Below are 25,770 nucleotides of genomic sequence, written 5' to 3'. Positions count from 1 at the left end.
GAGAGGGCCGGGGTGAGGGGCAATCAGCGCACTATCGCTCGTCGCGACGTCCACCGACCGCAGCCCACCAGCGACGAATATGCACCGTCACCTCTTCACGGTCGTGATACAGCTGACGCGCCTGGATCTCTACGTTAATACCGTTTTCGTCCATCTGTTCCTGAATGTAGGCCAGGTTCTGCGACACTTCCTCATAGCGCTTTTTCATCGGCAGCTTGAGGTTGAAAATGGTCTCACGACACCAGCCGTTGACCAGCCAGGAGGCCATCAGCGCGGCGACTTTTGCCGGCTTCTCAACCATATCGCACACCATCCACGAGATGTTGTTACGGTTCGGGCGATAACGGAAACCGTCTTCACGCAGCCAGGTGACCTGCCCGGTGTCCATCAGGCTTTGCGCCATTGGGCCGTTATCAACGGACGATACCCACATATTGCGTTTCACCAGCTGATAGGTCCAGCCGCCCGGACACGCGCCAAGGTCGACGGCGTACATGCCGTTTGCCAGACGCTCATCCCACTCATCTGCCGGGATAAAGACGTGGAACGCCTCTTCCAGCTTGAGCGTGGAACGGCTTGGCGCATCGGACGGGAAGCGCAAACGCGGGATACCCATAAAGAAGGGAGAGTTGTTGGTGGTGTACGAATAGCCTGTATAGCAGCAGCCCGGTGCGATAAAGAAGATATGCACCACCGGACGCTTCGGCGTTTCGTAGTTCGTCAGCACGCCCGCATCACGCAGCGCCGCACGCAGCGGCACGGTGAACTTACGGCAGAACTTCATCAGCTCTTTACTTTCGTTGGTATCCGCCACTTCAACGCGCAGATCGCCGCCCTTCTCCACCACGCCCTGCAGCATGCCAACAATAGGCGTGATGCGGTCTTCCGGCGGAAGATCCTTCAGCAGCTCACCCGCGACAAACATCTGGCGAGCGAAGATCAGCGAGCTGAACGGCAGCTCGCGCGCCAGCTTGTCTGCGTCTTCAGCCTGATAGCACTCGAATACCACATAGCCCGCGTTTTCTTTTACGCGGGCAAAGCCGAAGACTTCGCGCTTCGCCGCTTTATCGGTAATTTCCGCGGCGCACTCTTTCTCAAACCCCGGGCGACAATATAAAACAACCTTATTCATGAACAACGCCCTTGCGTTTCAGACGGATAGCTCCGATAAACATTAATACCCAACCCGCCAGGAAGCTGAAGCCGCCGACAGGTGTAACAAACGCCCACAGGCGCAGATGTGAGAGTGCAAGGCAGTACAGGCTACCGCTAAACAACACGGTACCCAGCGCCATAAACACGCTGCTCCAGTAAAACCAGATACTGATACGACGCTGCATCGCCACCGCCAGCCCAAAAATCGCCAACGTGTGGAATGCCTGATATTCAAGGCCGGTCTGGATCCAGCCCATCTCTACTGCGCCCAAAGACTTGCTTAATACATGTGCGCCAAAGGCGCCCAGTGCAACAAAAATAAAGCCACTCACCGCGGCAAAAATCAGCATGAATCGGCTGGTCATGTTTAAGTCCTGAATTGATGCGTGCCCGGCACACAAACGTTATTGCTCATACCTGAAGCGGAATTTTTCTTGCTCGGTTGCCGCTTTCGCCAGTATCCACTGCCGGAAGGCGGCTATTTTACCCAGTTCTGCCTGACTGTCATGACAAACCAGATAAAACGCATTCTTGCTGACCAGTACATCATTAAAAGGGCAAACCAGGCGGCCTGCCTCAATTTCGGACTGCGCCATGACGTTGTTCGCCAACGCCACGCCCTGCCCGTGAATGGCAGCCTGTAACACCATCGCACTGTGGCTAAAAATGGGTCCCTGCTGCACGTTAATATGTGTAAGACCTAATTGACGGGTATAAGTTTGCCAGTCGCGGCGAGAGGCATCATGCAAAAGCGTATGCTGAGCCAGGTCAGCGGGTGACTTCAGCGCCTTCTCACCTGTTAACAGCAGAGGAGAACAGACCGGCAGGAGATATTCTGCGTATAATTTTTCAACGCGCAAGCCCGGCCAGTTACCGCGACCATAAAAAATGGCAACATCCACGTCATCGGCCAGCTTGTCCTCCTGACGATCTACCGCCTGGATTCGAACGTCGATCCCCGGATAAGCTGAGTTAAAGCTTGAGAGTCTCGGCACCAGCCAATGAATGGCAAAACTGGGCAATAAACTGACGGTCAGAGCACCTTTTGCACTGCGAGCCTGCAGCTTACGCGTGGCTTCCGTAAGCTGGGAAAAAATCTCTTTAATATCCTGAAAATAGCTCTGCCCCTCTTCGGTCAACAGCAACGAACGGTTGCGTCGACGAAACAGCTTAAGGCCCAGAAAATCCTCCAGAGACTTGATTTGGTGACTTACTGCGGCCTGTGTCACAAAAAGCTCATCTGCTGCGCGGGTAAAGCTCAGGTGACGTGCTGCTGCATCAAAAACACGTAATGCATTAAGGGGTGGCAATCGCTTTGACATGGTTATCTGGCTTAGATGTTAACGGATTTTAACAAACAGGAAACAACGTTTAACCTATTAGTTTTTTTTATCTGAGCCATTATAATTTGTCCGTTGAGGAACTACCAGCAAATACCTATAGTGGCGGCACTTCCTGAGCCGGAACGAAGAGCTTTTTTCGGAATGCGTGTTCTGAAGGGCTTTTGGCTTACGGTTGTGATGTTGTGTTGTTGTGTTTGCAATTGGTCTGCGATTCAGACCACGGTAGCAACGCTACCAATTTTTCACTTCCTGTACATTTACCCTGTCTGTCCATAGTGATTAATGTAGCACCGCCAATTTGCGGTGCTTTTTTTTCGCCTGCGATCTGTTAATGCTCGATCTCTTTCATCTCTTTAACGTCCGTGCGGTTGATCTGCTGCTTGTTCCCGTTAGCATCTTTGTACGAAATCATCCCGGTATCATTATCGGTAGTCGGTTTCCCTTCCGAAACGATAGAACGACCATCGTTGGTGTGCATCACGTAGTTATTACCAGAACAGGCGCTCAGGGCAAAAGTAAACGCACAGGCAGAAATGATTGCAGCTGTCTTATTCATGATTATTCTCCTTTAGCAATTAATGCTATTCAAACCTCGATTTATAACAGGCTAAAACATCCGCCTAACACTATTTAGCATAACCTGCTTTTTTGAGGTCGTAAGGATAAGCAGACAATTCTGATAGATATCAACCTCCTTGCCCTGCCGCTGAAATTGCGCGACGATCGCTATATTGAAATGAGGAATCCCATGAACGCTTTCAGTCCTGCGCAGTTCCGCGCACAGTTTCCGGCCCTGGCCGATGCCGGTATTTACCTGGATAGCGCCGCCACCGCCCTTAAGCCACAGGCGGTGATTGCGGCCACGCAGCAGTTCTACAGCCTGAGCGCCGGGAACGTGCATCGCAGCCAGTTTGCCGAAGCGCAGCGATTAACCGCGCGCTACGAAGCCGCACGCGATCAGGTCGCGCGTCTGATCAATGCTGAAAGCGGGAAAAACATCGTCTGGACGCGCGGCACGACCGAGGCCATCAATATGGTGGCCCAGTGCTACGCGCGCCCGCTGCTTCAGCCGGGCGATGAGATCGTCGTCAGCGAGGCGGAACATCACGCCAACCTGGTGCCATGGCTGATGGCGGCCGAGCAAACGGGTGCACGCGTGGTGAAGCTTCCACTGGGTGCAGACCTTCTTCCCGACGTAGCCCGTCTCCCCGAACTGATTACCCCTCGCAGCCGCATTCTGGCGCTCGGACAGATGTCGAACGTCACGGGTGGTTGCCCGGACCTGGCTCAGGCCATTCGGATTGCCCATGCCAGCGGGATGGTGGTGATGGTCGACGGCGCTCAGGGCGTGGTGCACTTCCCCGCTGATGTGCAGGCGCTTGATATCGACTTCTATGCCTTCTCGGGACATAAGCTCTACGGGCCAACCGGTATAGGGGCGCTGTACGGCAAGCCAGAACTGCTGGCAAAAATGACGCCGTGGCTGGGTGGCGGCAAAATGATTACCGAAGTGTCGTTCGATGGCTTCAAAACTCAGGATGTTCCCTATCGCCTGGAGGCCGGTACGCCGAACGTGGCGGGGGTGATTGGCTTAAGCGCGGCGCTGGAGTGGCTGGCTGAAACCGACATTGTCCAGGCTGAAAGCTGGAGCCGGGGGCTGGCGACGCTGGCAGAGGAAGAACTCAAAAAGCGCCCGGGATTCCGATCGTTCCGCGTTCAGGACTCCAGCCTGCTGGCCTTTGATTTTGCGGGCGTTCACCATAGCGACATGGTGACGCTGCTCGCCGGGTACGGCATTGCCCTGCGTGCCGGACAGCACTGCGCCCAGCCGCTGCTGGCGGCGCTCGGCGTTAACGGTACGCTGCGCGCCTCGTTTGCGCCGTATAATACCCAAAGCGATGTCGACGCGCTGGTTGCCGCCGTTGACCGAGCCCTTGAAATACTGGTGGATTAATGACTAGCGCTGCTTTAGCCGGACATCCGTTTGGCACGGTCATAACAGAAGAGACCTTAAAACAGACCTTCGCCCCGCTCCAGCAGTGGGAAGATAAATATCGACAGCTGATCCTGCTGGGTAAACAGCTCCCTGCCCTTTCAGACGATCTCAAAGCGCAGGCGAAAGAAATAGCTGGCTGTGAAAACCGCGTCTGGCTGGGCGTGAGCGTCTCCGGCGAGAAGCTGCACTTCTTCGGCGACAGCGAAGGTCGCATAGTCCGTGGCCTGCTGGCCGTATTGCTGACCGCTGTGGAAGGGAAAAGCGCGGCGGAATTGCTGACGCATTCGCCGCTGGCGTTATTTGATGAGCTTGGGCTGCGCGCGCAGCTCAGCGCCTCGCGCGGTCAGGGGTTGATCGCGCTCAGCGACGCGGTACTGGATGCCGCACGTCAGGCTCAGGCCTGACGTTCCGCCTTCGCCATCATTTTCTTGAGGGCGTGAGACACCGCCACAAAGCCGAAGGAGGCGGTCACCATGGTGGCCGCACCAAACCCGGAGGCGCAATCCATTCGTTTTGGCCCTTCCGCCGTGCTTTTCATTGCGCAGACTGAGCCATCCGCCTGCGGGTAGACCAGCGCTTCGGTCGAGAACACGCAGTCGACGCCCAGCTTGCCTTTGCTGTTCTTCACCACGTTAAAATCGCTCTTCAGCCGTTCACGCAGCTTGGCAGCCAGCGGATCCTGAATGGTTTTTGCCAGATCGGCCACCTGGATCTGCGTCGGATCGATTTGCCCGCCCGCACCGCCCGTCGTGATCAGCGGCACCTTGTAGCGACGGCAGTATGCGATCAACGCCGCTTTTGGCCGCACGCTGTCGATGGCGTCAATCACATAGCTGTAGCCTTTGCTCATGTACTCCGCGACGTTATCTGCCGTCACAAAGTCGTCGATCACCGTCACGCGGCACTCCGGATTGATGAGACGAATACGCTCCGCCATCACCTCGGATTTTGCCAGGCCAACGTTATCGCGCAGGGCATGGATTTGACGGTTAGTGTTGGTGACGCAAACGTCATCCATGTCAATCAGGGTAATTGCGCCAATACCGGTTCTCGCCAGCGCTTCTGCCGCCCACGACCCCACACCACCAATGCCCACGACGCAGACGTGCGCATCCGCAAACAGCTGCAGGGCTTTTTCACCATATAAACGTGCCGTCCCGCCAAAACGCTGGCGCCAGGCGTCGCTGATTACCACAGACATAAAACCTCAGATGTAAAAAGGGTGAGGTTTTCCTCACCCTGAACAGTAATCCGTATTGTGCTCAGAATACCACAATCAGCCGCTGAATACGTTTCCAGCACCCGGCGCCGCCTTCAGTACCCACACGCGTCCGTAGTGGTTATACCAGCCCGCGCGATGGCCTGCGTCAGGGCCAATACCCTGATAAATGTCGAAGTGCTGGCCTTTAATTGCCCCGCCGACGTCCAGCGCCACCATCAGACGCAGCTCATACTGACCGTTGAACTTGCCGTTATTGTCCAGCAGAGGGACTTCAGCAAGCAGCGTGGTGCCTGCAGGAATAATCGAACGATCCGATGCTACCGATGCGCGGCCAATCAGCGGAACCGCGCTGGCCCCTTTCACCGGCGCGAAGTTTTGCGGTTTGAAGAAGACGAACGACGGGTTCTGCTCCAGCAGCTCGCGCACCTCGGCTTCGCTGTGTTTCTCGCCCCACTCGCGGATCGCCTGCATCGACATATCTTCTTTCTTAACTTCGCCGCGGTCGATCAGCACCTTGCCGATACTGCGATAGGCGTGGCCGTTTTTACCGGAATAGCTGAAGAAGTTAAGCGGCGAACCGTCGCCAAAATCAATGTAGCCGCTGCCCTGAACGTCCATGATGAAGTTATCCATCAGGGAGTTGCTGTAGGCCAGAACGTAGTTTTCGCTCAGCGCACCGGCGTAGATCTCAGCGCGAGACGGCAGACGACCGCGTTTTGGCGGCATACGGTAGATAGGATACTGGAACTCGCCCTGACGGGAGTGTCGTGCCTGGATAACCGGGGTGTAGTAGCCGGTAAACTGGACGTTACCGTAATTATCGGCCCCTTCCATTTGCCAGGCGTCGATACCAAACTGGCGCATGTTGCGCGTATCGCCGCCTGCTTTCAGCCAGTCCTGGACCGCGTTATACACGCTACTCTGGGTGCCATACAGACGCGGCGACGCGTTGCGGATCTGGTAGACCTGCTCGGAGAAATCACCGGCATTAATCGGTGCGCCGACGGCATCAGGCTGATTAACTAAAGAGAAAGGCTGGGATAACTTCCCGTCTTTATACTGTTGACCGCGATCGGTCGGTTTGGAAGAACAGGCCGCAAGAATCGCTACCATTGCGCCCGCCATCAGATACTTCGCCCAACGTCCTTTCATTATATCTCGTCTTTAAGTTGCCCATTTCCGCGTGATGAAGATAACAAACCGCCAGGGCTAATGAAATGCGATCGCATGCCCTTTGGCAAATTTTGCGCAAAAAATAGTCCAAACAGAGCCATGTCGTTCAATTTACATACAAAATCATGATTTATGTGAAAAAGGGGTTGCATCACAAACCTATCCGAGTATAGTGCGCATCCACGGACGCGGGGTGGAGCAGCCTGGTAGCTCGTCGGGCTCATAACCCGAAGGTCGTCGGTTCAAATCCGGCCCCCGCAACCAATTAAAATTTGATGAAGTATCTTCTACGACTGTAGAAAGACGGACGCGGGGTGGAGCAGCCTGGTAGCTCGTCGGGCTCATAACCCGAAGGTCGTCGGTTCAAATCCGGCCCCCGCAACCAATCAAATTTGAAGAAGTAAGTTTCTACACGAGTAGAAAGACGGACGCGGGGTGGAGCAGCCTGGTAGCTCGTCGGGCTCATAACCCGAAGGTCGTCGGTTCAAATCCGGCCCCCGCAACCAATACTTCTAAAAACAATAAACACCCTCAAGGGTGTTTTTTTGTATCTGTCGTTTGTGAATTTGCCGGGCATTTACCCGGCTGAAAGATTTACCCGCGCCGCGCCAGCGTCGCCCCGTCAGAGAAATACGCCCGTATCCCCGCCAGAATCGACTCCGCAACCTCCTGCTGGAATTTTGCCGTCTTGAGCTTACGCTCCTCTTCGACGTTACTGATAAACGCGGTTTCTACCAGAATGGACGGGATATCCGGTGCCTTGAGTACCGCAAACCCGGCCTGTTCAACGCTGTTTTTATGCAGCTTATTGATGTTGCCCAGCTTGCCCAGCACCGCTTTACCAAACTTCAGGCTGTCGTTAATGGTCAGCGACTGCACCATATCGAACATAGTGTGGTCGACGTAGCGGTCGCCGCTTTTGCTCACGCCACCAATCAGGTCAGAGGCGTTCTGGCTGTCAGCCAGGAATCTTGCTGCGGTACTGGTCGCGCCTTTAGTTGAGAGCGCGAATACCGACGAGCCGCTTGGCTGGCGGCTGGTGAAGGCATCCGCATGGATCGACACGAACAAATCGGCGCGCTGCTTCTGCGCTTTCGCCACCCGGACCTTCAGCGGAATAAAGATATCTTCATTGCGCGTCATATAGGCGCGCATATTGCCTTCTTTATCAATCAACGCCTTCAGGCGGCGTGCAATTTGCAGCACCACGTCTTTTTCACGCGTGCGGTATTTCCCCACCGCACCGGAGTCTTCGCCGCCGTGTCCTGGATCGAGCATGATCACAATCGGACGATCGCGCCCTGCTTTTCCGGGCTGCGGGCCACTTTGCGCAGGCGGCACCTGACGCTGAAGATCGCCCTTATTGTAGTCCTCCAGCAGCGCAAGCAGCGGATCCTGAATGTCCGTCGCATTGGCCGGGTAGAGATCCATCACCAGACGCTCTTTAAACGTCGCGACGGGCGCCAGGGCGAACAGCTGCGGCTTAACGTTCTGTTTAAGCTCAAACACCATGCGCACGGTTTGTGGATCAAACTGCCCGACGCGCGCCGATTTAATAAACGGATCGTCGCCGCGGATCTGCGCCGCCATCCCTTTCAGCACGGAGTTGAGGTTAACGCCTTCGAGATCCACCACTACGCGTTCCGGGTTGCTGAGGGCAAATTGCTTATATTTCAGCACGCGATTGGATTCGACCGTCACGCGCGTATAGGTCGACGACGGCCAGACGCGCACCGCCACCACCTGACTGGTGGCGGCAAGACCGACCTGACTGACGCTAAGCAACCACATTGCCCCGGCCCCTTTTAACAAACGGCGGCGGCTTATTGCTGAATTGGATCCCGACATGCTTCTCCCGAGCAAGAACACTGACTGATATACAAAATGTCCAAATTGACCGAAAACTTTAACGAATGACGCATAAACTGTCATCTATAAAAGGGTAAACAATCATACGCTAACGCACGGTTTACTTACCAATTTCTGTGGGTCGCGGAAAATTTGCACTTGCACACGCGGCCACAATCGAATAAAAATACAGAAATTACGAATAAACATTCATTAAGGGTCGTGCCATGGTGAAGGAACGTAGAACCGAACTGGTCCAGGGATTCCGCCATTCTGTTCCCTATATCAACGCCCATCGGGGAAAAACGTTTGTCATCATGCTTGGTGGCGAAGCCATTGAGCATGAAAATTTTTCCAGCATCGTCAATGACATTGGCCTGCTGCACAGCCTCGGGATCCGCCTGGTGGTGGTGTATGGCGCGCGTCCGCAGATCGACGCCAACCTGGCCGCTCACCACCACGAGCCGATTTACCACAAGCATACCCGCGTTACCGATGCCAAAACCCTGGAGCTGGTGAAACAGGCGGCGGGTCTGCTGCAGCTGGATATTACCGCTCGCCTCTCCATGAGCCTGAACAATACGCCGCTACAGGGCGCGCATATCAACGTCGTGAGCGGCAACTTTATCATTGCCCAGCCGCTCGGCGTGGACGATGGCGTGGATTACTGCCACAGCGGCCGCATTCGTCGTATTGATGAAGAAGCTATTCATCGCCAGCTGGACAGCGGAGCCATCGTGCTGATGGGCCCGGTTGCTGTCTCTGTAACGGGCGAAAGCTTTAACCTGACGTCCGAAGAGATTGCCACGCAGCTGGCGATCAAGCTGAAGGCGGAAAAAATGATTGGGTTCTGCTCCTCGCAGGGCGTCGTGGACGCTGAAGGAACAATCGTACCGGAACTCTTCCCGAATGAAGCCCAGGCCCGCGTGGAAGCGCTGGAAGCCGAAGGCGATTACCACTCCGGCACCGTTCGCTTCCTGCGTGGCGCCGTGAAGGCCTGCCGCAGCGGCGTGCGCCGCAGCCACCTGATCAGCTATCAGGAAGACGGGGCCCTGCTGCAGGAGCTATTCTCCCGCGACGGTATTGGTACACAGATTGTGATGGAGAGTGCGGAGCAGATCCGCCGCGCCACCATCAACGACATCGGCGGCATTCTGGAGCTGATCCGCCCGCTGGAACAGCAGGGTATTCTGGTGCGCCGCTCACGCGAACAGCTGGAGATGGAGATCGACAAATTCACCATTATTCAGCGCGATAACCTGACCATTGCCTGCGCCGCGCTCTATCCGTTCCCGGAAGAGAAGATCGGTGAAATGGCCTGCGTGGCGGTGCATCCTGATTACCGTAGCTCTTCACGCGGCGAAATGCTGCTTGAACGCGTGGCGGCACAGGCGCGCCAGATGGGACTGAGCAAGCTGTTCGTCCTGACGACGCGCAGCATTCACTGGTTCCAGGAGCGCGGATTCACGCCGGTGGATATCGATTCTCTGCCCGAAACGAAGAAAGAGATGTACAACTATCAGCGCCGTTCAAAAGTGCTGATGGCTGACCTGGGATGATACGACGCCCTCACCGTCCGGCGAGGGCTTTCATTCAGAGGGACTCAAATATCGCGCCCAGCCCGCTTCGGCGTTCCGTTCGGGTGGCGATCGCCTGCACCAGCACCCGTTCATCGGCATAAAGAGACAGGCGCTGACGCGCGCGCGTAATGGCGGTATAGATCAGCTCGCGGGTAATTACGGGTGAAAGCTGCGTGGGCAGGATCAGCGCCGCATGGTTAAACTCGGAGCCCTGGGATTTATGCACCGTCATCGCCCAGGCGGTTTCATGCTCGGGCAAACGGCTGGGCTGGAAAGACTTCACGCTCCCGTCCGGCATCTGGAACCAGACGCGCAGGCCCTGACCGCAGTCGAGCGCAATCCCGATATCCCCGTTAAACAATCCCAGCGCGCTGTCGTTACGGGAGATCATCACCGGTCGCCCTTCATACCAGCGCGAGTGCGGGGTACGGTTAATTTTGCGTTTTTGCGCCAGCAGCTGTTCCAGCCTGTCGTTCAGACCCCGGACGCCAAAGGGACCTTCCCTCAGCGCACAGAGCAGCTGATACTCGCCAAACGCGGCAATGACCTGCTCCGGCGTACTTTGCTGTTGTACGCCCGTCAGAAAGTGCTGGTACCCCTGCAGGGCGTCGTCCAGCATTGCCTGATACTCTTCCCCACTTTGCAGCGATTTTTTCTCAATATCCGTAAAGGTACCGTCAAATACCGCAGTGGTTGTGCGCTGGTCGCCCCGGTTCACCGCTGCCGCAAGCTGGCCGATGCCGGAGTCGCTGCCGAAACGGTAGCTTTTTTGCAGCAGACACAGGCTGTCGCGCAGCGCCCCTGCAAGCGAATGGTTTTCAGAGGTGAGCGAACATCCGGTGAGACGGGCTAACTCCTGAGCGCGTTCCGCGGTATATCCCAGGCTGGCATAGGTGCAGATATCGCCCAGCACGGCCCCCGCCTCCACGGAGGCAAGCTGGTCGCGATCGCCGAGGAAAATGACGCGCGCGTGCGGCGGTAGCGCATCGATCAAACGCGACATCATCGTCAGGTCAATCATTGACGCTTCATCCACTACCAGAACATCAAGGTGCAGTGGGTTACCGGCATGATAGCGCAGACGCTGGCTACCCGGCTGTGCGCCTAGCAAACGGTGCAGCGTGCTGGCTTCATTGGGGAAAAGCGCAAGCTGATCCCCGGTTAGCGGCAGTTTTTGCAGCGCGCCGCCTAACGATTCAGTCAGACGTGCCGCCGCTTTACCGGTGGGGGCCGCCAGGCGAATACGGCACTTTTGCTCACCCGATAGCTGAATCAGGGCAGCAAGCAGTTTTGCCACAGTGGTCGTTTTCCCGGTGCCCGGGCCGCCAGAAATCACCGAGATCCGTCGCGTTAAGGCCACGGCTGCCGCCACTTTCTGCCAGTCTGTCGCGTCGTCAGAGGTAAACAGCGTATCCAGCGTTTGCCGGAGCTGCGCTTCATCGCAGGGAAGCGGGGCGTTGGTCTCGCTGAAGAAGCGCGCTACCGTCAGTTCGTTACGCCACAGCCGGTTAAGATATAAACGCTCGCCGACAAGGATCATTGGCGTCCCGGTATCGGCTCCGCTCACGGCAGGCGAGCCGAGTAATATCTCCTGCCAGTCCACTGCGTCCCCCAGCAGCGCGAAACACGCCTGTAAAGCCGGAGGCATTTTCTCATCCACCGCCAGACGCGACAGCGGCAGACATACGTGCCCTTCCCCCGCGTCTTTGCTCAGAATGGCGGCGGCAAGCATGACGGCAGGCTCCTCGCCAGCCACCATCATGGCGAACTGCACATCCAGGTGGCGCAGTAATCGTTGTTCAACCGCGTCCAGCAGTAGCGCCTGCATCGTCATGCCACCTCCTCCGTGCTTGCAGCAAACAGGTTATCCATTTTTTCAATCAGTTCCGCTGCCGGACGCGTGCTAAAGACGCCGGAACGCGGGTCATTTGCATCCACTCCGCGCAGGAAAAGGTAAATGACGCCGCCAAAATGCGTTTCGTAGCGGTAATCTGCCATGCGATGGCGCAGGTAACGGTGCAGCGCCAGGGTGTAAAGCTGGTACTGCAGATCGTAGCGATGCATTTGCATGGCAGAGGCCATCGCGTCCTGGGTGTAGGCTTCGCTGCTTTCACCCAACCAGTTCGATTTGTAGTCCAGCAGGTAGTAGCGCCCTTCGTGGCGGAAAACCAGGTCGATAAAGCCTTTGAGCATCCCCTGCACCTGGCGGAAGTTCAGCGGCGGGCACCCGGCGGATAACGGATCGTACTCGCGGATCAGGGCATCAAGCGCCTCGGCCCTGAGCGGGCTGGCGATAGGAAGATAAAACTCCATCTCCACCTGCTTATCTTTGGCAGTCAACTGGTTCAGGGAGATCCCCTGCGTCGTGAGCGGCGCGTGCAGTACAGCGCGGATCCAGTCGGTGAGAACCGGCTGCCACTGCGCATCGTAGCCGCCACTCTGTAACATCTTCAGCACCCACTCTTCGGATACCGGCTGGGTAAAATCCAGCTCTTCAAACAGGCTGTGCAAAAACGTGCCCGGCGAGGCGCCGCGCGGAAACTGGTGCGGCGTGAGCACCGGCTCAGCGGGTACGCTACCGGCTCCTGCGGCATCCACGTCCAGTTTTGGCATCAGATCTTGCGCAATACTCTGCCCGTGCTGCTGTAAACCGGAGTAGCTGGTGACGCGCCAGTCGTCGGCAATGGTGCGTACTACCTGGCGGGCATGGAGCGCTGACTCACGTAGCTCCGGCATCTGCCAGCGGCTGTTGTCGGGCTGCGACGGAATATGCAGGGCAACATGCTCTGTGCAAAGTGATTCGATGCACTGGCGCAGGCCTGCCGCGTCTTTGGGTTCACCGTGCTGAATAAGCCGCCCCAGCGCGCTCAGATGAAAATCGCTCTCCCCGGTCTTTTCGCCACGGCGACGGAACAGAGGCGCAACGCCCAGGCTGCAGTGCCAGACCGAACGGGTCAGCGCTACGTAGAGCAGGCGCAGGTCTTCCGCCAGACGCTCGGCTTCGGCCAGCTCAACGCTGGACTCCGCGTTGCTGAGATCGAGCACCGCCTCAAAAGACTCGCGATCGTGGTAAAAGGCCTGATCCTGTACGCGATAATTGGCAATAAACGGCAGCCAGACCAGCGGATATTCCAGGCCTTTCGACTTGTGAATGGTGACGATCTGCACCAGATGTTTATCACTCTCAAGGCGCATCTGCTGGCTGGACGAATTGCTGTTCGGATCGGCAATCTGCTGCGCCAGCCAGCGTACCAGAGCGTGTTCGCTCTCCAGCTGCGTACCGGCTTCCTGCAGCAGTTCGCTGATATGTAAAATATCGGTCAAACGGCGCTCGCCGCCTGCTGTCGCCAGCATATTCTCCGCAATGTGGCGCTGCGCCATGAGCTCACGCACCATCGCCATCACGCCGCGCTTCTGCCATTTTTCGCGGTAGCGAACAAACTCTTCTACCACGGCATCCCACGCGGCTTCGTCATTGTTGAGCGCATCAATATCCCGCGCGTTCAGCCCGAGCATCGCGCTCGCTAATGCGCTACGCAGCGTGCTTTCCCGCTCCGGAGCCAGCACGGCCTGCAGCAGCCATAGCATCTCCTGCGCTTCCAGCGTTTCAAAGACGCTGTCGCGGTTTGAGAGATAGACGGAGGGGATATTAAGTAACGTCAGGGCATCGCGGATGAACGCGGCTTCCTGACGGCTGCGAACCAGCACCGTGATATCGGATGCCTTTACCGGCGCAGGTTTATCCCCCTTCCACAGCAGCGCTTTACCGTGCGCGCCCGCACTGAGCCAGTCGCGGATTTGCGCGGCACAGTGCTGGGCCATCGTATTTTGATAGTCGGCAACGCCGTAGCCTTCCCCATCCAGCAGCCAGAAGTTCATGGCAGGCTGCGTCTCGCCGTTGAACTCGAAGCGCAACGAGGCATTTTTCTCGGCAAATTTTACCGGCTGAAACGGGATCTCCCGGAACATAAACGCCGTATCCATGCGGCTGAAGAGCGCGTTGACGCTTTCCACCATGCCGGGAGAGGAGCGCCAGTTGGTGTCGAGCGTATAGTGCGCGTCAACCTCGCTGCGGGCTTTCATGTAGGTGAAAATATCCGCACCGCGGAAGGCATAAATGGCCTGTTTCGGATCGCCGATTAACAACAGCGCGGTACCGGGCTGCTGGCGCCAGATACGACGGAAAATGCGGTATTGTTGAGGGTCGGTATCCTGAAATTCGTCAATCATCGCCACCGGGAAGCGGGAGCGAATCGCGGCGGCAAGCGCTTCGCCATTTTCACTGCACAGCGCCGCATCGAGTCGGCTCAGCATATCGTCAAACCCCAGTTCACCCCGGCGGCGTTTCTCACGCGCGACGGCGTCGCGAATTTCCGTCATGGCGCGGGTAATCATCAGATCGTTGAGCGTTAAAGGCTCAGCCAGCAGGGTTTCAATCGCCACAAACAGAGGATGCTCAGGCACAATGCCGTCGGCTTTGGTCCGCTCAACCAGGAAACGCCGGGAGAATTTCTCCAGCGCGTCCGGGAGCTGGTAGCCTCGCGTCTCTTCCTGCGCCCAGGCGCTGATCTTGTCAATCCATTTACCCTGATTGCCACGGTTAAACTTGCGTCGGTCAATCCCGGAATTTTCGATGATTGCGTCAATCTCGCCAACGGACTCAATCCATTTTTGCTTGATGTCGGCAATTCTCGCGATGATTTTTTCATGCCGTGAGGCCAGGGTTTCATCCGCTGGCGGCGGGGATTTTATGACCGGCGCTTCACCCTGCAGATAACTATCGATAGCGCGCAGCAGCGCCTCCGGACCCTTCCACAGGGCATGTACCGCTTCGGCGATATCGCGCTGTAACGGGTAGCAGTGGCGACGCCAGAAATCCGCACAGGCCTGATAGCGAAGCACGGATTCATCTTCAATGAGCTGCTGTTCAAACAGCATTCCGGACTCGAACGCATTCAGGCTCAGCATACGCTGGCAAAAACCGTGAATGGTGAAGACGGACGCTTCATCCATCTGCCGTTCAGCGAGGAGCAGCCACTGGGCTGCCTGTTGCTTATCGGCAATCTCTTCCAGAAGGCTCGCGTAGAGAGGGTTATCCGTGCTCTGACGCAGACAGGCGATGCGCAGCTCGTGGATATTGCTGCGAATACGGCCCCGCAGCTCAGCGGTGGCAGCCTCGGTGAAGGTCACCACCAGCAGCTCCTCCACGCTCAAAGGGCGTGGAAAAGCGGCGTTGCCGCCAAGCCCCAGCAGCAGACGCAGGTACAGGGCGGCAATGGTGAAGGTTTTTCCCGTTCCCGCTGAGGCTTCAATCAATCGTTCACCCTGCAGAGGTAAACGTAAGGGATCAAGGGACTCAGCGGTATCGGTCATTCTTTCTTACTCCAGGGCATAGATTGCTGCAGCGCGCTGACGCTCTTCCAGACTTTCCAGCCTTTCGGGTTCACGTACTCCGTTTTCCCGTTCTGGCTACCGGAAACCTGAGACAGGATGGTGATTCCCTGCGGCTTAATGACCGCCTGATGGAAGAAGTCGGCAACCTTCTGCGGCGTCAGCTGTTTTATCTCGGCCACTACTTTATCACGCGAATCAAATTTCAGATTACCGCGATCGAAATCTTTGCTCAGCTGCGAGGCTTCTTCACCCAGCGTCTGCGGCGGCTGCATCACCTGTGCGATGACGGCCTGCTGGATCTGCGCAAACTCTTCCGGCTTCATGGCGCGGAGTTTTGCTTCCACCTGCGGGAAGAAGGCCTGGTAACGCTTCCAGAGATACGCCGGCTGTTTATCGCTGCTTTGCAGCAGGAAACCCAGCCCCCACTGTCGACCTACGTTCATGGAGAAGGCAAACACCGCGTAGCCAAGCTGCTCCTCTGTGCGTAACTGGTTATAGAACCACGGCTGAATAATTTGCCCCAGCACGGCACTCTGCGCTGAGCTGGCGAATTCATCATAGCCCGTTGGCACAAATACCGCGGCCAGCGCGGAATCCGTGCTGTTACCCGACTTTTCAAAAATCACATTCTGTTTTTTCTCAACCAGCACGTCCTGGTTGCGGCACCACTCGTCGCCTTTCGAACCGAGCTGAGTGCGCACATTCTCCGCCAGGGTTTTGGCCTGATCCTCACTCATGTTGCCGACGATCAGGAACTCCGGACGCGTGTTGGTTTTCAGCGCGTCACGGTAAGCCAGCACGTCTTTTAAGGTGATCGAAGGCAACAGCGCGCGGCGGTCCTCTCGCTGGAAATAAGGAACTTGTGACAGCATTTGCGCCGGCATAAGCGCCAGATCGTAAGCTTTGCCCTTCTCCGCAGAATCCATCATCTGCGCATACCATGATTTGGCCTGCTCAAGCTGCTCTTCCGTCGGCGTGTAGCTGAAATACCCTTCCAGCAGCGCCTGGAACAGCTGAGGCAAACGCTGGGTATAGCCGTTTGCATTGAGCATCAAACCGTTGTTGGCGTTGGTGGAGAAGCTGATCCCGCCCACGGCCGCCTGGTTGCTGAGCTGATCGAGCGCAATCCCGGCGAGATAGTCATTGAGCGCGAACATCACCTGATTTTTAGCGCTGTTCATCGCTTTCGGGTTACGCAGCACCACGCTGACATCGGCCTTTGGCTCGCTTGCGAAGTAGCGGCTGGGGGTGTACACCACGCGCAGGGTAGGCTCATCAACGATCAGCGCCGGGTGTGGGTAATCTTTAGTCGTTTTGATCAGCGAGAAGTCATCCGGAATATAGGGGTTCAGCTCCGGCAGCTTCAACGCAATCTCCCCGGCCTTCTTCTGCCAGTCGGCGAAGGTCTGCGCGCTGATTTTGTCTACCTGATAAGGGGCATCGACAAAATACGCCGTCTTGTTATGCGGTTCGTTCGGGCTGATGTACCAGATGCGGGCATTCTCCGGCGTCATCATCGCCAGGCGGGCTTTTACCGCATCGGCGTCATACCGGTCGGCAATATTGACCGCGTCGAGGGTGTGTTCCACCGGCACGCGGATCATGGTATCCGCCAGCCACTCAACGTAATCCATATCGCGGGTAATGGACGGGTAACGGAAATCGAGATCCAGCACGTGGGCGAGCTCATCAAAGTAGCGCTTATCGACGCCTTTCTCACGCAGTAAAGAGAGGTAGCTGAAGATCGCCGCCACCACTTCATCACGGTTTGCCAGGCCCTTGTCGGTCAGGGTGGCGGAGATCGCCAGCACGCCGCTATTGCCGTTCACAACCGGATCGGAGTCGGCGCGAATACCTTCCACGAGCCCCTGTTTTTGCAGCCAGTCAGAAAGCGTGCCCGGGCTACGGTTACCTATCAGGTAGGTCACCAGCTCATCGGTTTTACTGCGAAACTGTGCGGTGTTGTTATCGATGCGGAATTCCACGCGCAGCACTTTGCGCGGCAGCGCCGGCACGTAGTGGATAACGATCCCTTTTTGCGCATCCGTGACAACCGGTACGTCTATCTGCGGCAGGTCGATATTTTTATTCGGCACCCGGCCAAACGTTTTAGCCGCCATGCCTGCCAGTTCCGGCAACGGTTTATTGCTGTAGATGACCGCTTTCATCAGGTTGGCGGAGTAGTATTTATCGCGAAACGCGTGCAGGGCATCAAGCACCGGGCTGTTCGGTTTGTCGCTTAACGTCTCCAGGTTACCGCCGGAGAAGCGCGAACCCGGGTGCGCAGGGTTGATGGTTTCGGCGCTGACCTGGGCCATGCGCATACCGTCTCGCGTGCGGGCAAGGGTCAACTCAGCATTGACGGCATTGCGTTCACGGTCGGCATATTTTTTATCCAGCAGGGGGGCGGCGATGGAATCAGCAAGGCGATCGACCGCGCCTTCCAGCGCATCATTTTCGACTTCGAGATAAAAGGCCGTGCGGTACGGTGCCGTACTGGCATTGTGGCTGCCGCCATGCATTTTCAAAAATTCGGACAGGCTATCTGGCTGCGGGTATTTTTTTGACCCCATCAGCGTCATATGTTCCAGATAGTGTGCAAGTCCAGGATGCGCGTCAGGATCTTCCAGCGATCCAACCGGCACCACTAATGCCGAGAGGGACTTCACCGCCTGCGGATCGGAAACCAGCAGCACAGTCATGCCGTTATCAAGACGAATAGCCTGATATTGACGGGTATCTTTTTCGCTTTTACGAATAGTTTCCTGAACGGGTTGCCAACCGGAGTTTGCCTGAGTGACAGGTACCCAGAGGGCGAAAAACAAAACAAACGCTTTAAACAAGGTGCTACCTCTTTATCACGGCTACATCATTAATACATTGCGTGCTGGACACGCCAACATCTCTTTATTGGGTACATCAGTCCGTGATAAGAAGTGCATCATAAATGAACACCCCATACTGCGCAATTTTTATACAGCGCTCAGGACTGATTAAATTTAAACAACGGCAGCAGGTAGCGCTGCGCCTCTTCCGTGATGGCCTCAAAGTACTCTGGCTCAAGCGTTCGCCATAAACGCTGATACCAGACATCTTCACCTTCGCCCCGCACCATCATGTTACCTTCGTAGGCCTGCATAAATTTACTGCGCGCTTTCTGCAGTGACGCCTCATCCGTTAACATCGCATCATTCTGTGCGTCATAACAGGCTTTTATCCAGGCCCCGCCACTTTCCGGCAGTAGCAGGAGCGGTTTGTTCATTCCCTGACGGTAGCCCTCAATATACAAAGACAGATACCGTAACGCCTGCTCAGACTCCATCGGCGGGAAGCGCCATTCGCCCTCTTTGCGCACGAAAATCCGACTTTCACCTTTATAACCATCCGCACTGTAGACAAGATGTTCCAGCCAGAGTTGCAAACCCTGTGAAACGCTAAGCATAGAGGGTCGCCAGCGCAGCAGCCCGTCCGGCTGAACCTGGGTTAACCAGCCCGTGAGCTGTACACCATTGCAGTTGAGATCGATTTCAATGCTTTTTCCTGGCTGTCGGCACTCTCTTACGCGCTCTGCCAGGGCGGTCATCTCCTGACACTGCGCCTCCCACACAATTTCTCCGAACGCCCCATAGGGCAGCTGTCCTGCAGCACGGTAGCGGCGGTAAAGTTTGTCCGCATCTTCCTCTTCAACCAGCGCATTCAACAGCTGCAGGTTTAACTGGTAGCGCTCCAGCCCTTCCAGCGTAAAGGGCTCTGCATCAGGAATTTCACTCTCTTCAGAACGGAAATTGACCTGCAATCGCTGCTGGAAGAAGGCGCGCACCGGATGCGCCCAAAACCGCTGAAGCTGTTCGAAGGTAAGGGTATCGACAGGGCGCGGGTCAAGCTCCTGTATGAAGTCGGTATGCGCACTCCCCTCCTTTTTCGCTGCCGGTAACCACTCCTGCGCATAGCTCTGGCGCTCGCTGGCCGTGTAGTTCACCGGGTCAAACGGCATGCGGCTGTGGAAACAGGTGATATGAGCTTTCACCCTCTGCTCGCTTTCATCGCAGTTGCGCTCTTCATCCCCCGGCAGATAGTGGCTCTGGCCGATATAGTCCACCAGCTCCTGCACCAGAACGGAGGGAAAACGCTCGCTGTTGTCCTGAATGGAACGGCCGATATAGCTGATATAGAGCTTACTCTGGGCGGAAATGAGCGCCTCAAGGAAGAGGTAGCGGTCATCATCGCGGCGGCTACGGTCACCCCGTTTTGGATCTGCGCTCATCAAATCGAACCCCAGCGGTGCCAGCGCTCGCGGATAAACGCCGTCGTTCATGCCAAGCAGACAGACCACTTTAAACGGGATAGAACGCATTGGCATCAGGGTGCAGATATTGATGGGGCCAGCCAGGAAACGCTGGCTGATTCGCTCCTGATCGAGCCGCTGCGTCAGCTCATCCCTCAACAGTGACAGCGGGATTGCCTCCTGATAGTGGGAGTTCACGCCTTCATCGATGATCGCCTGCCACTGCGTTTCAATCAGTGCCATTGCCGCTTCGGTGTCACTGTCTGGCAGGAAGAAATCATTAAGCAATGCCCTGCAAACCGGGAGCCACGCTTCAAGCGGACGCGACTGCATCAGCTCGTGTCGCCAGCGGTTAAGCTGCATCAGGAGTGACGCTAAATGCCCCACCAGTTCAGCTATTAACCCGCTGGACTCATCGTAAGGCAGCACCGCATTCCACTCGCCCTGGCTGCTCTCCATGGCGTAGCCCAGCAGCATACGCGTCAGGCCAAAACGCCACGTGTGCTGCCCGGTAGGAGGAAGTTCGAACTCCTGAACGTTATCGTCATCGATCCCCCAACGAACGCCAGATTCGTTCACCCACTGACGAAGGTAGCGCAGCCCCTCTTCAGTGATGCTGAAGCGTGCAGCCAGCACGGGAACATCCAGTAACGCCAGGACATCTTCGGAGATAAAGCGGCTATCCGGCAGTGAAAGCAGAGTGATAAAGGCCTGCAGTGCCGGATGCGACTGGCGGGCACGACGGTCAGAGATAGCGTAAGGCAGATATCGCTCGCCCGTCGCACTACCAAAGACAGCCTGAATGAAGGGACTGTAGCTGTCGATATCCGCCACCATCACCACAATATCGCGTGGCGTCAGTTCGGGATCGTCCTGCAGCATCGCCAGCAGCTGGTCGTGAAGCACTTCGACCTCACGCTGAGGGCTATGGCAAACATGGATCGTGATGCTGCGATCGTCAGCATCCAGCTTGCGCTTGCTGTCGCTACGTTCGAATTCGTTCGCCGTCACGCCCATCACGGCATGGTTTTCCAGATCGAGGATATCCAGCTGAATATGATGCAGCAGGCTATCCGGGGTAATATCGACAAAGGCATCCACGTCACCTTCGCCTGATGAAGTGATGTCTGAAAGCATGTGAATGTAGTCTCGCCCCAGCTTCCCCCACGAGGCAAGCAGTGGATTGGGCAGGTTCTGGATACCGTCTTCATCAAAAAGCTGCCCGGCAGTCGAGCCGTCTTTAAACAGCGGGACGGAACGTTCTTCAAAAAGGCGCTTTCGTTGGCGAGTTACCAGCCGCGCAAGCCAACGTTCGTCGAGGATATCCCCCCAATACTGTCGGCAAGGGTTGGTGAACAAAATATGGATATCAATATGTTTACCCAGCGCGTTCAACGCCTTCAGATAAACAGGCGGTAATGCGGATATCCCGCAGATAAAAACGCGTGACGGCAGTCGGGCCGGGCGCTCCGACGCATTCTCGAGTATGGAGATAAACCGATCGTACAGGTTGGCACGGTGCCACTTAGGCTGCCCAAGTTTCTCCGTATGCTCTACCAGTGCTTTCCACAACGGTGCCTGCCATATTTGCGCCTCCGGTAGCCCTTCAACCAGCTCGCCCGCTTCCCAACGAATTAACCAGTCAGAACGGTAAACAAGGTATTGGTCGTAGAGATCGGCGGTGCGCGACGCCAGCTGGAACAGCTTGCGCTTATCGGTATCGTCATTGAGGTAGTGGCGCAGCATGGCGAATTCATCGTGCTGCAGCATTTCTGGCAGCAGAGCCATGAGCTTCCAGCTCATGCCTTGTTTATTGAAGGCGCTCTGCTCCGGGATGTCCGGCAACACGCGCACAAACATCTCCCAGATAAAGCTCGCGGGGAGCGGGAAATCAATATTTGCGGCTATGCCAAATTTACGGGAAAGCGACATTTGCAGCCACTGTGCCATACCGGTGCTCTGCACCAGCACCATTTCAGGCTCAAAAGGATCGTCAAGCCGCTCGCGCTCAACGATAAATTCCATCAGCGCTTCCAGCACATCCAGACGATTTGAGTGGTAGACCCTTAACATAGACGCTCCCGACTACTGGCTAACCGGGCAATGCAGGCGCGTTATCTCACCGCGCCGCCCCAGAGGAGAAATAAGTGTGACCGTGATGCTGACACATCCTGCGTGCGTTGTCTGCCCCCGACTGGCCTGCCAGCCTGCCGGGAGAACATTTGTTGAGAGCTGAGACTGATTCCAGGCATGGTGCCAGAGCTGGCGATACTGATTAAATAGGGTAAACCGCGCCGCCAGAGCCCGGTGATAACCCGACAGAGCCGTCACGACGATAACCAGCAGCATCATCGCCAGCAGTACCTCAACCATGCTAAACCCTTTTTCTCTGTTCACGGCAGCTGGCATAACGCGCTCTCCTTAAGGGGACAAAAATCACTCCAGCCGTGAGGCGAAAAGCGAACTTTCCCGTCGACAATTTCTCCTGCGCGCCAGAGCAGCAGGCCGCTGTCTCCGGCAATCAGCAGCACACGCGCCCCACTCAGCTGGCGCAAACACACTCGCCACGCCGGTGTCTTTTTGCACTGAACCTGTGTCTCTGACGACCAGCTCTGAACTCGTCCCCACTCAAGCGCGGACTGCACCGTCGCCTGCTGCTGAAGCGAACGGCTCTCACCGCCGACGAGCGCGCTAAAGGTTGTGAGCTGCTGATTGAGACCCGTGAGGATCAGGGTACCGAGCACCAGTAAAAGCAGAACCAACGCCAGCGAAGACATTCCGCGTTGACGATTCACAGGTTGTACCCCGTGACCGTATACAACGCCTGCCAGGGCTCCCCCTGCTCGCCTTTATGAATCGCCGCCAGTTCGATATTCACCTCTGGCGCAAAACCGGCATGCTCCACTTTTCTCACCACAAAATGCGCGATCGTAAGCATGTCCGGGTCCGTGAGCTTTTCCCATCCTTTTCCTTCACATGAGGTCGCTCCACGCTGGGTTTCAAGCGCACCAGACTCCAGTCGAAAACCGGTGCTGTCATTTTCTGATGCGCTGTTATCCCAGCTGCCGTTACTGTTGGCATCCCACCGCACAATGACGCAACTTCCTTGCCTGGCTGTCATCAGCGCCTGTCCCTGACAGTTTCCCGCGCAGTACCCCGCACGCTGAAGCTGTTTGCCCATGGCAAACAGATGGTGCCAGACCTCTTCCTCCAGTTGTCTCTGGCCAGATTGCACTAAGACCGCCCGCTGCAAGCCGGGTAAAAAACGCGATGCGCTTATCAGTAAAAGGCTGCTAATCACTGTTGCAATCAGAACTTCAGTCAGTGAGAAACCTCGCTGCTTCATCGACATGAACCTCCCGCAGAGACCTTACACATCCTGATTCGTCCTCCATTTGAGACAATAATCAACCATTCTCCTGCGCGGCTTTGAACGCGTATTCGCCCTGCCCATGCCGTATCCTTTAATCCATAGAACGCGAGCGACGGTGTTACCTCGCCGATCGCGACCTCAGGCCAGAGTGGTATCAGCACAAAGGGACTGCCCTTCTCACAGCCTTGCGCGGCAGAGCTCACCAGACAATCCATGCCTCCCACCCGCAGACGGGTAATTTGATGGTCGCGGTTGTAGCGGTTGGCATGATTGCGCAGAAACAGCAGGTAATCTCGCACCTGACTGGCGGTTTGCCATAGCCGCTGCTGCCGCTGCCAGCTGTCCCAGCCGTACAGCCCAGAGGCGCTGAGGATAACGACAAGCGAAATCGCGACCAGCGTTTCGATAAGCGTAAAACCGTTCTCTTTTTTCATACCGGGAGTGTGGCGAAGCGCCGTGAAGATGACGAGCGACGGATCCTCGTTTTACGAGGCGTTATCCGGAGAATTGAGAGTGTTGCAGCGCGTTGCACGCTTTCTGGATAGCGCTTCGGGAAACGGGATAAAGGCGAAAAAAAACCGGCGCTAAAGAGCACCGGTTGTGTCACGCTTTATCGCATCAGATAGCGACAGGCGCTTTGATGCCCGGATGCGGGTCATAGCCCTCAATCTCGAAATCATCAAAGCGATAATCGAAGATTGATGCCGGTTTGCGCTTGATAATCAGCTTCGGCAGCGCACGCGGTTCGCGGGTCAGCTGGAGATGCGTCTGTTCCATATGGTTGCTGTAAAGATGGGTGTCCCCACCGGTCCAGACAAAATCACCCACTTCCAGATCGCACTGCTGCGCCATCATGTGGACCAACAGCGCATAGCTGGCAATGTTAAACGGCAGGCCGAGGAACACGTCACAGGAGCGCTGGTAGAGCTGACAGGAAAGCTTTCCATCCGCCACATAGAACTGGAAGAACGCATGGCACGGTGCCAGCGCCATTTTATCCAGCTCGCCGACGTTCCAGGCGGAAACGATGATTCGGCGCGAGTCCGGATCGTTTTTCAGCTGGTTCATCACGGTGGTGATCTGGTCAATATGGCGACCATCAGGCGTTGGCCAGGCGCGCCACTGCTTGCCGTAAACCGGGCCCAGGTTGCCATTTTCATCTGCCCATTCGTCCCAGATTGAGACGTTATTTTCGTGCAGATACGCAACGTTGGTATCGCCTTGCAGGAACCAGAGCAGTTCATGAATGATCGAGCGCAGATGGCAGCGCTTTGTCGTCACCAGTGGGAAGCCTTCTTGCAGATTGAAGCGCATCTGGTGGCCAAAAATGGAGAGCGTACCGGTGCCGGTGCGGTCGTTTTTCGGCGTGCCCTCGTCGAGCACTTTTTTCATCAATTCAAGATACTGTTTCATGGTTCCTCAGGAAATTTGTTGCTGTGGACGACGACGATACGCCCAAATCATCATAATGGCACCCGCGACAATCATCGGAATGGAGAGGATCTGCCCCATGCTGATGTACTGTACCCATTCGCCGGTAAACTGTGCGTCTGGCTGACGGAAGAACTCGACGATAATACGGAATGCGCCGTAGCCAATCAGGAACAGGCCGGAGACAGCGCCCATCGGACGCGGTTTACGGATAAACAGGTTGAGGATGATAAACAGCACCACGCCTTCCAGCGCCAGCTCGTACAGCTGAGACATATGGCGCGGCAGAACGCCGTAGGTATCGAAAATGGACTGCCACTCCGGGTGTGATGGCAGCAGCGCGATATCTTCTGCGCGGGAGCCCGGGAAGAGCATCGTGTACGGCACGCTCGGGTCGACGCGGCCCCACAGCTCACCGTTGATAAAGTTACCCAGACGGCCAGCGCCGAGACCAAACGGGATCAGCGGTGCGATAAAATCTGAAACCTGGAAGAAGTTGCGTTTGGTGCGTTTGGCAAAAATCACCATCACCAGGATAACCCCAATCAGGCCGCCGTGGAAGGACATGCCGCCGTCCCACACGCGGAACAGATAGAGTGGGTCATTCAGGAATACCGGGAAGTTATAGAACAGCACGTACCCAATACGGCCACCGAGGAACACGCCGAGGAAGCCCGCATAGAGCAGGTTTTCAACTTCGTTTTTCGTCCAGCCGCTGCCCGGACGACTGGCGCGACGGCCAGCGAGCCACATGGCAAAAATGAAGCCCACCAGGTACATCAGACCGTACCAGTGAAGCGAAACAGGTCCTACTGAGAAAATGACCGGATCAAATTCCGGAAAATGCAGATAACCACTGTTCATCTGTCACCACAAGATGTTGTTATTCCGCTGAAAGTGGACAGCGGTAGAAATGCGATTCTGCCGTAAGCAGAGGCTCCAAAGTTGCGAATCATAGCACAAGGCGGGC

The 25,770-nt window shown here is 56.3% G+C and carries 20 protein-coding genes and 3 tRNA genes; 6 read left to right on the top strand and 17 right to left on the bottom strand.

Features of this window, described 5'->3' with window-relative positions; translation table 11 throughout:
- Positions 1–31 precede the first annotated feature (31 nt).
- The 4 genes from rlmM to ACJ69_RS21710 form a co-directional block, all read right to left on the bottom strand.
- Positions 32–1,132 carry a 23S rRNA (cytidine(2498)-2'-O)-methyltransferase RlmM gene (rlmM, locus tag ACJ69_RS21725; protein WP_059347741.1) on the bottom strand — a complete coding sequence of 367 codons (1,101 nt, stop codon included), beginning with the start codon at positions 1,130–1,132 and terminating at the stop codon, positions 32–34.
- Positions 1,125–1,520 carry a DUF423 domain-containing protein gene (locus ACJ69_RS21720; RefSeq protein WP_023309031.1) on the bottom strand — a complete coding sequence of 132 codons (396 nt, stop codon included), beginning with the start codon at positions 1,518–1,520 and terminating at the stop codon, positions 1,125–1,127. The genes rlmM and ACJ69_RS21720 overlap by 8 nt, the downstream gene beginning before the upstream one ends.
- A gap of 39 nt (positions 1,521–1,559) precedes the next feature.
- Positions 1,560–2,477 carry a glycine cleavage system transcriptional regulator GcvA gene (gcvA, locus tag ACJ69_RS21715; protein ID WP_023309032.1) on the bottom strand — a complete coding sequence of 306 codons (918 nt, stop codon included), beginning with the start codon at positions 2,475–2,477 and terminating at the stop codon, positions 1,560–1,562.
- Between the two features lie 349 nt (positions 2,478–2,826).
- Positions 2,827–3,054: a YgdI/YgdR family lipoprotein gene (locus ACJ69_RS21710; RefSeq protein ID WP_008499648.1), complete on the bottom strand. Its 228-nt coding sequence runs from the start codon at positions 3,052–3,054 to the stop codon at positions 2,827–2,829.
- Positions 3,055–3,246: 192 nt separating this feature from the next.
- Between ACJ69_RS21710 and csdA the strand changes: the two genes are divergently transcribed.
- Both csdA and csdE read left to right on the top strand, forming a co-directional pair.
- The gene (csdA, locus tag ACJ69_RS21705) at positions 3,247–4,452 is read left to right on the top strand and encodes a cysteine desulfurase CsdA (RefSeq protein WP_054829543.1); all 1,206 of its coding nucleotides are present in this window, start codon (positions 3,247–3,249) and stop codon (positions 4,450–4,452) included.
- The gene (csdE, locus tag ACJ69_RS21700; RefSeq protein WP_029741563.1) at positions 4,452–4,898 is read left to right on the top strand and encodes a cysteine desulfurase sulfur acceptor subunit CsdE; all 447 of its coding nucleotides are present in this window, start codon (positions 4,452–4,454) and stop codon (positions 4,896–4,898) included. The genes csdA and csdE overlap by 1 nt, the downstream gene beginning before the upstream one ends.
- Here the strand turns inward: csdE and tcdA are convergent.
- Both tcdA and mltA read right to left on the bottom strand, forming a co-directional pair.
- Complete coding sequence (tcdA, locus tag ACJ69_RS21695; RefSeq protein ID WP_045261323.1) at positions 4,889–5,695, bottom strand: tRNA cyclic N6-threonylcarbamoyladenosine(37) synthase TcdA; 807 nt, start codon at positions 5,693–5,695, stop codon at positions 4,889–4,891. The genes csdE and tcdA overlap by 10 nt on opposite strands.
- A 75-nt stretch (positions 5,696–5,770) precedes the next feature.
- Positions 5,771–6,868, bottom strand: coding sequence for a murein transglycosylase A (mltA, locus tag ACJ69_RS21690; protein WP_023309035.1), 1,098 nt, complete (start codon positions 6,866–6,868; stop codon positions 5,771–5,773).
- Between the two features lie 208 nt (positions 6,869–7,076).
- Here mltA and ACJ69_RS21685 point away from each other — a divergent pair.
- The 3 genes from ACJ69_RS21685 to ACJ69_RS21675 all read left to right on the top strand — a co-directional run bounded on the left by ACJ69_RS21685 (position 7,077) and on the right by ACJ69_RS21675 (position 7,395).
- Positions 7,077–7,153: transfer RNA gene (locus ACJ69_RS21685), tRNA-Met, on the top strand.
- A 44-nt stretch (positions 7,154–7,197) separates the two neighbouring features.
- A tRNA-Met gene (locus ACJ69_RS21680) sits at positions 7,198–7,274 on the top strand.
- Positions 7,275–7,318: 44 nt separating this feature from the next.
- Positions 7,319–7,395 (top strand) — tRNA-Met (locus ACJ69_RS21675).
- 88 nt (positions 7,396–7,483) lie between these two features.
- On the opposite strand, the gene amiC is transcribed toward ACJ69_RS21675, so the two are convergent.
- Complete coding sequence (gene amiC, locus ACJ69_RS21670; protein WP_029740496.1) at positions 7,484–8,737, bottom strand: N-acetylmuramoyl-L-alanine amidase AmiC; 1,254 nt, start codon at positions 8,735–8,737, stop codon at positions 7,484–7,486.
- 227 nt (positions 8,738–8,964) lie between these two features.
- Between amiC and argA the strand changes: the two genes are divergently transcribed.
- On the top strand, positions 8,965–10,296 hold the full coding sequence (gene argA / locus ACJ69_RS21665; RefSeq protein ID WP_023309037.1) for an amino-acid N-acetyltransferase: 1,332 nt from the start codon (positions 8,965–8,967) through the stop codon (positions 10,294–10,296).
- Between the two features lie 34 nt (positions 10,297–10,330).
- On the opposite strand, the gene recD is transcribed toward argA, so the two are convergent.
- The 10 genes from recD to lgt all read right to left on the bottom strand — a co-directional run bounded on the left by recD (position 10,331) and on the right by lgt (position 25,664).
- The gene (gene recD / locus ACJ69_RS21660) at positions 10,331–12,151 is read right to left on the bottom strand and encodes an exodeoxyribonuclease V subunit alpha (RefSeq protein WP_059347740.1); all 1,821 of its coding nucleotides are present in this window, start codon (positions 12,149–12,151) and stop codon (positions 10,331–10,333) included.
- A complete protein-coding gene (gene recB / locus ACJ69_RS21655; RefSeq protein ID WP_059347739.1) occupies positions 12,148–15,690 on the bottom strand; it encodes an exodeoxyribonuclease V subunit beta in 3,543 nt (1,180 codons plus the stop codon). The genes recD and recB overlap by 4 nt, the downstream gene beginning before the upstream one ends.
- Positions 15,687–18,554, bottom strand: a complete 2,868-nt coding sequence (ptrA, locus tag ACJ69_RS21650; RefSeq protein WP_059347738.1) for a pitrilysin — start codon at positions 18,552–18,554, stop codon at positions 15,687–15,689. Before ptrA ends, recB begins: the two co-directional genes overlap by 4 nt.
- Positions 18,555–18,694: 140 nt before the next feature.
- Entirely contained in the window at positions 18,695–22,069 is a 3,375-nt protein-coding gene (recC, locus tag ACJ69_RS21645; protein WP_059347737.1) for an exodeoxyribonuclease V subunit gamma, read from the bottom strand.
- A gap of 12 nt (positions 22,070–22,081) precedes the next feature.
- Positions 22,082–22,405, bottom strand: coding sequence for a prepilin-type N-terminal cleavage/methylation domain-containing protein (locus ACJ69_RS21640; RefSeq protein WP_023309042.1), 324 nt, complete (start codon positions 22,403–22,405; stop codon positions 22,082–22,084).
- On the bottom strand, positions 22,390–22,791 hold the full coding sequence (locus ACJ69_RS21635; RefSeq protein ID WP_029740490.1) for a DUF2509 family protein: 402 nt from the start codon (positions 22,789–22,791) through the stop codon (positions 22,390–22,392). Before ACJ69_RS21635 ends, ACJ69_RS21640 begins: the two co-directional genes overlap by 16 nt.
- Complete coding sequence (locus tag ACJ69_RS21630; RefSeq protein ID WP_029740489.1) at positions 22,788–23,348, bottom strand: prepilin peptidase-dependent protein; 561 nt, start codon at positions 23,346–23,348, stop codon at positions 22,788–22,790. Before ACJ69_RS21630 ends, ACJ69_RS21635 begins: the two co-directional genes overlap by 4 nt.
- Complete coding sequence (locus ACJ69_RS21625; RefSeq protein WP_029740488.1) at positions 23,339–23,803, bottom strand: prepilin peptidase-dependent protein; 465 nt, start codon at positions 23,801–23,803, stop codon at positions 23,339–23,341. The genes ACJ69_RS21630 and ACJ69_RS21625 overlap by 10 nt, the downstream gene beginning before the upstream one ends.
- 184 nt (positions 23,804–23,987) lie before the next feature.
- Positions 23,988–24,782: a thymidylate synthase gene (gene thyA, locus ACJ69_RS21620; RefSeq protein WP_014885081.1), complete on the bottom strand. Its 795-nt coding sequence runs from the start codon at positions 24,780–24,782 to the stop codon at positions 23,988–23,990.
- 6 nt (positions 24,783–24,788) lie between these two features.
- Positions 24,789–25,664: a prolipoprotein diacylglyceryl transferase gene (gene lgt, locus ACJ69_RS21615; protein ID WP_023309046.1), complete on the bottom strand. Its 876-nt coding sequence runs from the start codon at positions 25,662–25,664 to the stop codon at positions 24,789–24,791.
- Positions 25,665–25,770 lie beyond the last annotated feature (106 nt).

The sequence above is a fragment of the Enterobacter asburiae genome (genome assembly GCF_001521715.1).
GTDB lineage: Bacteria > Pseudomonadota > Gammaproteobacteria > Enterobacterales > Enterobacteriaceae > Enterobacter > Enterobacter asburiae.
This window is presented reverse-complemented; position numbering and strand designations above follow the sequence as displayed.